This window comes from Paenibacillus sp. 598K, assembly GCF_003851045.1.
Classification (GTDB): domain Bacteria; phylum Bacillota; class Bacilli; order Paenibacillales; family Paenibacillaceae; genus Paenibacillus_D.
Genome location: NZ_BFBX01000120.1, coordinates 20,257 through 27,448, shown reverse-complemented (window position 1 = coordinate 27,448; position 7,192 = coordinate 20,257). Strand labels below are relative to the sequence as shown.

General features: G+C 58.7%; 5 protein-coding genes and 1 pseudogene. 1 reads left to right on the top strand and 5 read right to left on the bottom strand.

Annotation, left to right across the window (positions count from 1 at the left end):
* Both PA598K_RS28670 and PA598K_RS28665 read right to left on the bottom strand, forming a co-directional pair.
* Positions 1 to 1,415 (bottom strand): annotated as a pseudogene (locus tag PA598K_RS28670) (UvrD-helicase domain-containing protein); the annotation flags it as partial.
* 195 nt (positions 1,416 to 1,610) lie between these two features.
* A complete protein-coding gene (locus PA598K_RS28665) occupies positions 1,611 to 2,321 on the bottom strand; it encodes a heptaprenylglyceryl phosphate synthase (protein WP_128660225.1) in 711 nt (236 codons plus the stop codon).
* A gap of 151 nt (positions 2,322 to 2,472) precedes the next feature.
* On the opposite strand from PA598K_RS28665, the gene PA598K_RS28660 reads away from it, so the two are divergent.
* Positions 2,473 to 2,832 (top strand): hypothetical protein, encoded by a 360-nt coding sequence (locus PA598K_RS28660; RefSeq protein WP_128660224.1) that lies wholly within the window; start codon positions 2,473 to 2,475, stop codon positions 2,830 to 2,832.
* Positions 2,833 to 2,920: 88 nt separating this feature from the next.
* On the opposite strand, the gene PA598K_RS28655 is transcribed toward PA598K_RS28660, so the two are convergent.
* Genes PA598K_RS28655 through PA598K_RS28645 form a run of 3 tightly spaced genes read right to left on the bottom strand, consistent with a single transcriptional unit; the run spans position 2,921 to position 7,181 of the window.
* Positions 2,921 to 3,310 carry an STAS domain-containing protein gene (locus PA598K_RS28655; protein ID WP_128660223.1) on the bottom strand — a complete coding sequence of 130 codons (390 nt, stop codon included), beginning with the start codon at positions 3,308 to 3,310 and terminating at the stop codon, positions 2,921 to 2,923.
* 5 nt (positions 3,311 to 3,315) lie between these two features.
* On the bottom strand, positions 3,316 to 5,430 hold the full coding sequence (locus PA598K_RS28650; RefSeq protein WP_128660222.1) for an ATP-binding SpoIIE family protein phosphatase: 2,115 nt from the start codon (positions 5,428 to 5,430) through the stop codon (positions 3,316 to 3,318).
* Positions 5,421 to 7,181: an AfsR/SARP family transcriptional regulator gene (locus PA598K_RS28645; RefSeq protein ID WP_128660221.1), complete on the bottom strand. Its 1,761-nt coding sequence runs from the start codon at positions 7,179 to 7,181 to the stop codon at positions 5,421 to 5,423. Before PA598K_RS28645 ends, PA598K_RS28650 begins: the two co-directional genes overlap by 10 nt.
* Between the last annotated feature and the right edge of the window lie 11 nt (positions 7,182 to 7,192).

The window sequence follows — 7,192 nt, the reverse complement described above, 5'->3', positions numbered from 1 at the left end:
AAGTCGTCGATCATCTGCTTGAACTCGGCCAGCGCCGTCCGCGCCCGCCCGCTCACATCAAGCCAGTCCAACTGGTCGAGCAGCGCAAAGATCGAGATGCCGCGAGCGCCCGCTTCGGCAGCCAGCTTGCCCATCGTCGTGTCGCCGATGCCGCGCTTGGGCACATTGACGATCCTTAGGAGCGAGATGTCGTCGTCCGGGTTGGAGATCAGTCTCAGATAAGCGAGCAGATCCTTGATTTCTTTGCGGTCGTAGAACTTAATGCCCCCTACGATTTGGTACGGAATCTCCGACTTGATGAGGATTTCCTCGATGACCCGAGACTGCGCATTGGTACGATAAAGGATGGCATGATCGGCGAACTTGCGCCCCGCCCGTTTATTCTTTTGGATCTCCGAGGTGACGAAATAACCCTCGTCATGCTCCGAGTCTCCGACGTAGACGGTGATGGGGTCGCCTTCGCCCCGATCAGTCCACAGCTTCTTCGGCTTGCGGCCGGTATTTTGATTGATGACGGCGTTGGCCGCATTGAGGATCGTCGAGGTGGAGCGGTAGTTCTGCTCGAGCAGGATCGTCCGCGCCTCCGGGTAGTCCTCCTCGAAATTCAGGATGTTGGTGATGTCCGCCCCGCGCCACCGGTAGATGGACTGATCGCTGTCGCCGACGACGCACAGGTTGTGATGCTTGTCTGCCAGCATATTGCAGAGCATATATTGTGCCCGGTTCGTATCCTGGTATTCGTCGACATGGATATAGCGGAATTTATTCTGATAAAACTCCAGCACCTCCGGCACTTCCGTAAACAACTGGATCGTCTTCATAATCAGATCGTCGAAGTCGAGCGAGTTGTTCGCTTTGAGCCGTTTCTGATAGGCGCTGTATACATTGGCCACGAGCTGCTCGTAATAATCGCCGACCTTCTGCTCGTAGCGTTCAGGCGAAATCAGTTCGTTTTTGGCGCTGCTGATGACAGCCTGGATGCCCTTGGGCTCGAACTTCTTGGTGTCGATGTTCTGATCCTTCATGACGCCTCGTATGACAGACAGCTGATCGCTCGAGTCGAGGATGGAGAAGCTAGAGTTGTAGCCGATCCGGTCGATATCCTTGCGCAGCAGGCGGACGCACATTGAGTGGAAGGTCGATACCCACACGTCGCCCCCCATCGCTCCGATCAACGCTGATACCCGATCCTGCATCTCGCGCGCCGCTTTATTGGTGAAGGTAATGGCCAGGATGCTCCATGGCGCGATGCGGCGCTTCTCGATCAGATAAGCGATCCGATGAGTCAGCACGCGCGTCTTGCCGCTGCCCGCTCCCGCCATGATCAATAGAGGTCCGTCGGTGGCGATGACCGCCTCTCGCTGACGCTCATTCAGCTTGCTGACCGCCTGGTCGATATCCATTGGTTTGTACATCAATCCGTGCTCCTTTGTTCGCGTATGTTCGCCTATGTCCAGTCTAGCGGCCCGCCCCCAAGGTGTCAATGTTCCGCGGTGCCCATCTTTATCCGCAGAGCCGCATGTTAAAATGGCCCATCGCCAAGCGATGAGCCACGGCAGCCGCCGTCCCGGGACGGCCTATATAGTAGACAGTTGCATGACAGGAAACGCTTATATCGGGGCAATGGCGCTCTGCCTCACTGCCTCCACGGTCGTCAACGCGGCCTCGATGTCATCGTAGACGATATTGCCCACAATGACGGTATGCGCCGCCGCAGCAGCCTCGGCCGCCTGTGTCGCATCCACGATACCGCCGCCGTAGAACAATCTCGCCTGCGTGAGCAGCTCCGCCGCTTGCGACACCAGCCGCATATCCCCGAATCGCCCGCTGTATTCCATATAGACAATAGGCAGCCGCATCAATCGATCGGCCAACCGCACATGCGCCAGCACCGCTGCGGTGTCCAGCTCGCACGACGCGCCGGTCAGACGGGCGACTTCGGCCTCCGCATTCAAAATGATATACCCCTCCGCCGCAGTGCTCTCCCAAGGGATATAAGAGCCGTACGCCTGCAGTCCCTCCACCTGCTTGCCGGTCAGCCATTCCGTGCGCTCCGTATTGAGCACCATCGGGATCAGATACAGGTCAAAGCCCGGCACCGCCGCCTCCAGATCCGACACCTCGAGGGCGCAAGGCAGCTCATACCTGCGGATGCGAGCTAGGAGATCGACGACATTCTCGAACGTCACGCCGCTCGACCCCCCGACCATGACCGCGTCTGTCCCCGACATGCAGATTCGCTCCAGGGACGCGTCATCGATCTCCCGCTCCGGGTCAAGCTTGAATACATGCCGCCATTCCTCATATCGCTCAGTATACATACTCATTCCTCCGCCAGGGGTTCATTTTTCTTCAGTCTAGTAGAGCCCGGAGGGCCTGTCAATTTGACACGCTTGTTTCAAGCTACCGATACAGGTGGTATACATTCATATATAGAAGGTAAGAGTATCTCCACCCAAAGGAGGACCTATCATGATTGTCAATGACAAGCAACGGTATTACGTCTCCGTGTCCGGCGGCGCCATCGAAACCGAGCCTTCCAAAAGCGAGCAGCTGACGATCGAAGCGACCGCAGAGGAGCTCGCCGAGCTGCAAGCGATCCTTGAGCAAGGACAGCGCGAGGACGAGACGACTGCTTTGCGCACGCCGATTCCTTACAAATCTGCGGACCACGACGAGGCCCAGAATCAATTCACCGAACAGTTAATCGATGTATACCGAGCCGTCTATCGCGTCGGCACTCAGGAGACCCGCACGCATATCCGCGGGATGAATATCCTCGAGGAGCTGAAGGACACCGACTACAATCATCCCGGGTATGAGGATAAATAAGCTTTTGACTCGAAGATCCAATTGGATTAAATTTCCACAAAAAACCTCCTGATCCCAATGTGGAGATCAAGAGGTTTTTTGCATATTTTCAACTTAACTCATCCTTCGAGGACGCTTCCCGAAGCGCCGCGATTCGTTCTTTGACGGCTTGCTCCTCCGGGTAGATCATCATATATTCCGTGAGCCCGACCATACGAAACAGCTTTTGATAATGCTCGGATACACCATACGCAAAGGTATGATATTTCCCCTTCTTTCCCGCTCTCGCTAGGCGGATGAGCAGCGCCATGCCCGCACTATTAATATAGTTGATATCCTGCAAATTCAACACCAGGCAGAGCCGACCGCCCTGCAGCCCCTCTTCCCAAGGGTGATGCCCGAGCAGTACCGCCTCCGCCGGCTTGTTCAGCTCCCCTTGCAGGTCAAGCAGGACCGCATCCTCTGTATAACGGATATCCATCGAAAACGGATGTTCCATAATCCTCACTCCTTTTCCCAGGAGCGTTCAGCTTTGCGCAGAAAGAACAACTCCACATAGAATCCATCCTTGTCCCGTCCCGTCTCCCAATAATCCGTTAGCCCGTCGATCAGCATCAGCCCCCACCCTCGCGGATCTTCCTGCTGGCTGCGATCGGTATTGTAAAGCTCACGGCGCTTGGCTTCGGCGGCATCAAAGCCCGCCCCTTGGTCGTACACGCGGCAGACGATCAGATGAGTGCCGATCTGCAGCTTGACTCGTATTTGCCTCGACTCGTTTAACCGATTGCCGTGCTCGGCCGCGTTGATGACGGCCTCTGCCACCGCGCTTTTCATATCCTCCAGCCTGCTCGTCTGCGGCCAGTGCTCGCCGATCAGCCGCTCCATCTCCTGCAGCACCTGACGTTCGCTGCCATGCGCGGCCGGGATCAGCCACTGGCAGATCAACTGACCGCCGCCGGCCAGGGTTACATTAGCTGCCGTAGCGGGCATCCCCTCAGGCGACTGCATCTCCAGCACCACGATCGTCCGGTCATCCTGCCCCAACCCGCTCGCAAACGCCTCCATCTTTTTCAACATTCCCTCCACCAGCTGAGCGAGCGGGACGCCCGGCTCCCAGCCGGCCAGCTCGCTCTCGAACCGATCGAAGCCATACAACTCGCCTTGCCGGTCTCTCAGCTCAACCATCCCGTCTGTAATAAGTACAAACCGATCCCCGGGCTTTAGCTCCAGCTGCACATCGGTGTAGCGCCCCTCTGGATCAAAGCCGATCGGCAGCGATGAGCCCTCGATCTGTATCGGACGCTCTCCGGCGGTAATAAAGTAAGGCGAGAGATGGCCGGCGCTGGCATACGTAATCGTCCCTTGCAGCGTGTCCACCAGACCGATGCCAAGCGAGACGTAGCTCTCGCCGCCCAGCGCTTCGCATAGCTGCCGGTTAATGCGCTGCAGCACCTCGCTGCTGCTGCCTCCCCGCTTGATCTCGGAGCGGAAAAGGACGATCGCTGCGGACATGACGAGCGCCGCCGGCATCCCCTTGCCCGAGACATCGCCGATCGCGATCGCCGTCCGCGTCTCATCCAGCCGCACGACATCGCATAGATCACCGCCGACCTCGCGCTCGGAGCGGCTCCAGGAGAAGATGCGGCATGCGCCGGCGATGATATCTCCGGGCGGCAGCAGCTGTTGCTGGATGTTGTAGGCCAGCTCCAGTTCCTTTTCCAGCTCCTCGTATTCATGGCCAACCTTCTCGCGCAGCTCGTTAAACGCCATCGCCAGCTCGCCAGCTTCGTCCCGCGAGATAACCGGTATTTTGTCCATCAACGGTCCACGCTCTCTATGACCGCCCACCAGCTCGCGGATGCTGCGGATCATCGCGCTCAGATCGCGGCGGAACTCCAAGGCGATCATCGAGAGCGCAGTGATGCCGAACAGGAAGTAGAAGAGGAAGGAAACGGCAAAGGCGGTGGAATTGACCCCTTGGCCCCGGTGATCGGAAGCGATCACAAACTGCAGCAAGTTCATCATCGCCACCAGAAAGGTTCCGGCATACGCAATAATTAACGGTCCGATGATGGATCCACCGCCTCCCAGCTGCAACGGCTCCAACCGCAGGATAAAGGAGCGCAGCACCCGGCGGAGCAACAAATACAGCACGACCGACACCGTAAGCCCTAGTCCGCTCTCGCCCAGGGTCAACTGAAGCTTCTCCAGCACAGCCTCCTGACGCCAGTCGCTCCAGCCGCCATGCTCGCGAGCCAACTGCCCGGCCCGCACGCCCAACGATGATAGCGTCGTCAATAAGGTCAAGCCGACCAGCAGCTCATAAGGCAAGGTCAGCAATCTTGCGGCGAGCCGCTCATTGAACAACACGGGCGACATGCCGGGAGATAGCTGCTGTGGCGATCGAAGTCGCCACCACGTATAGCCATTGAGGAGCAGCCAGAGCGCCAGCATGACGCTGGCCGTCCCGAGCCCTGACATTCTCTGCTCTACTACGCCCAGATGGCCGAGCCAATAGAGCTCCAGATACCGCAGCCCTACGGCAAACAGCATCGCTCCAGCATACACCGGCACCAACTTGCGCAGAAGCTCCCCGCACACCTCGCTCCTCACGGCCATATCAAACGCCGGGTTTCCTCGAGCGGCGCGGTTCCAAACTCCTCCTCGCACACTCGCTCCAACCGCCGGTACCAGCTGATCGCTTCGGCTTCATGACCAAGCCCCTTCCAGAACTGGATCATCGCCTGATAAGCTTCCTCGTGGTCCGGGCGCAGATCGATCCACTGATTGAGCCACTGCTCGGCGCGCGCTTTATCCGACGTCTCGCTGTAATACTCGATCAGCCGTCGGACCATCAGCGTCTGACGTTCGAGCAGCTGCGAGCGACAACGCTCCAGCCAGTCGGCGTAAGGCATATCCGCTCCCAGCGGACCATAGAGCTGCACAGCGTCGAGATAGAGCTTCACCGCTGCTTCTCGATCGTCCGCCCACAGCTGATCGCCGACTTGGCTTAATGTATAATATTGCTCAATGTCGATGTAGCCGATAAACGCCTCATCGATACCGATCATACCGCCCCGCGCGTAGACCGCGCCCTCCCAGCCCCAGGTTTTCAACCGATGCCTGAGCTCGTGCAACGATACATACAGGTGATTGGCTAGCTTGGCCGCCTCGCCTTCGCCGAACACCTGCTCCAAGATATGCTCGCGCAAAGCCCGATGCCCAGGCTGGAGGAGCAGATAGACGAGCAGTTCTCTTGCTTTGCGCCGTTTCCATTTCAGCTCGATCAGCTCGGCTGCGCCGGCCGAGAGCTTCAGACCGGAGAACAGCTGTATCCGCATCGTCGGACTGGCGGCGAGCGGTCCAGCTTGCTCTGCCGAAGATACCTTGGCCTCCGCCGACCGTTCCTGGACAGCGGGCAGCCAGCCTGGCCTCTGCTCGCGAAGCGCTTGCGCGAGCTGGTCCGCCGTACGCTGCGCCGCCGGCGAAGCGATCGCCTCCGCCAGCATCGCCGCTCGTCGCAGCCAAGCTGCAGCCGCTCCGGCATCATCGGCGGCGATGATCGCGTCCAGCTCGCTTGGCATCGTGAACAGCTGCACTTCTACATCATGCTCCAGCATCTCGGTCCTGACTAAGGCACGGTTCGGTGTGCGCATCGCCTGTACCAGAATCCAGACGCGCTCGGGCAGCCCCAGATCGTCGATCGGCGCACCAGGCTCGCTGCGCAGCAGCGTGTAAATCTGGCCGCAGACGGGATATAAGGTTGCCCACTGCCGCAGCAGCTCCAGCCATCGCTCCCATTCAGGCTGCCCGAGCAGGTTGTCGTCATAGATCCAGCGGTCCAGCAACAGTCCGGCATACCATATATAATCGCCGGATTCTGCAAATCGGGCCGCCGCTTCAAGATAGTAGCGCTCGGACCGTCCCCATCGCTCTCGCGTCGCGCCCCGACCGGTCGAGCCGCTGCCGCGCGCCAATGCCCACAGGACAAAACCGCTGCATTGGCCTGGCGTCCGCTCATATTCCTCCGTCAAAAAATCGATCATCGTCCGGGCTTCCGGCGTGCCGCCGATCTGGGTATACAACAAAGCAAGCAGCCCCATCATGGATAGCATCTCCCGCTCATTAGCCTGAGCCGCATATCCCTTGACTGCCAACGACAGCTGCTCGGCCGCCTCCCGCGTGCGACCGTCAAGCATCAGTCTGACGCAATCCATGCGCAACAGAAGCGGCGAAGTCCGCCGCAACGATGCCGGCAATGCGGCGTAGTCTTCATGCTTCGGCAGCTTGCCGGCCAAATATTGCTGCTCCAGCTTCAGTACAAGGTCGCTCCAATTGGATGAAGTCGATGATTCGTTCTGTTTGCTCATTGGATGATACC

Excerpts from the sequence above, each read along its gene's own strand:
- PA598K_RS28665 (WP_128660225.1), bottom strand. The coding sequence starts at position 2,321 with ATGTATACTGAGCGATATGAGGAATGGCGGCATGTATTCAAGCTTGAC.
- PA598K_RS28660 (WP_128660224.1), top strand. The coding sequence starts at position 2,473 with ATGATTGTCAATGACAAGCAACGGTATTACGTCTCCGTGTCCGGCGGC.
- PA598K_RS28655 (WP_128660223.1), bottom strand. The coding sequence starts at position 3,310 with ATGGAACATCCGTTTTCGATGGATATCCGTTATACAGAGGATGCGGTC.
- PA598K_RS28650 (WP_128660222.1), bottom strand. The coding sequence starts at position 5,430 with ATGGCCGTGAGGAGCGAGGTGTGCGGGGAGCTTCTGCGCAAGTTGGTG.
- PA598K_RS28645 (WP_128660221.1), bottom strand. The coding sequence starts at position 7,181 with ATGAGCAAACAGAACGAATCATCGACTTCATCCAATTGGAGCGACCTT.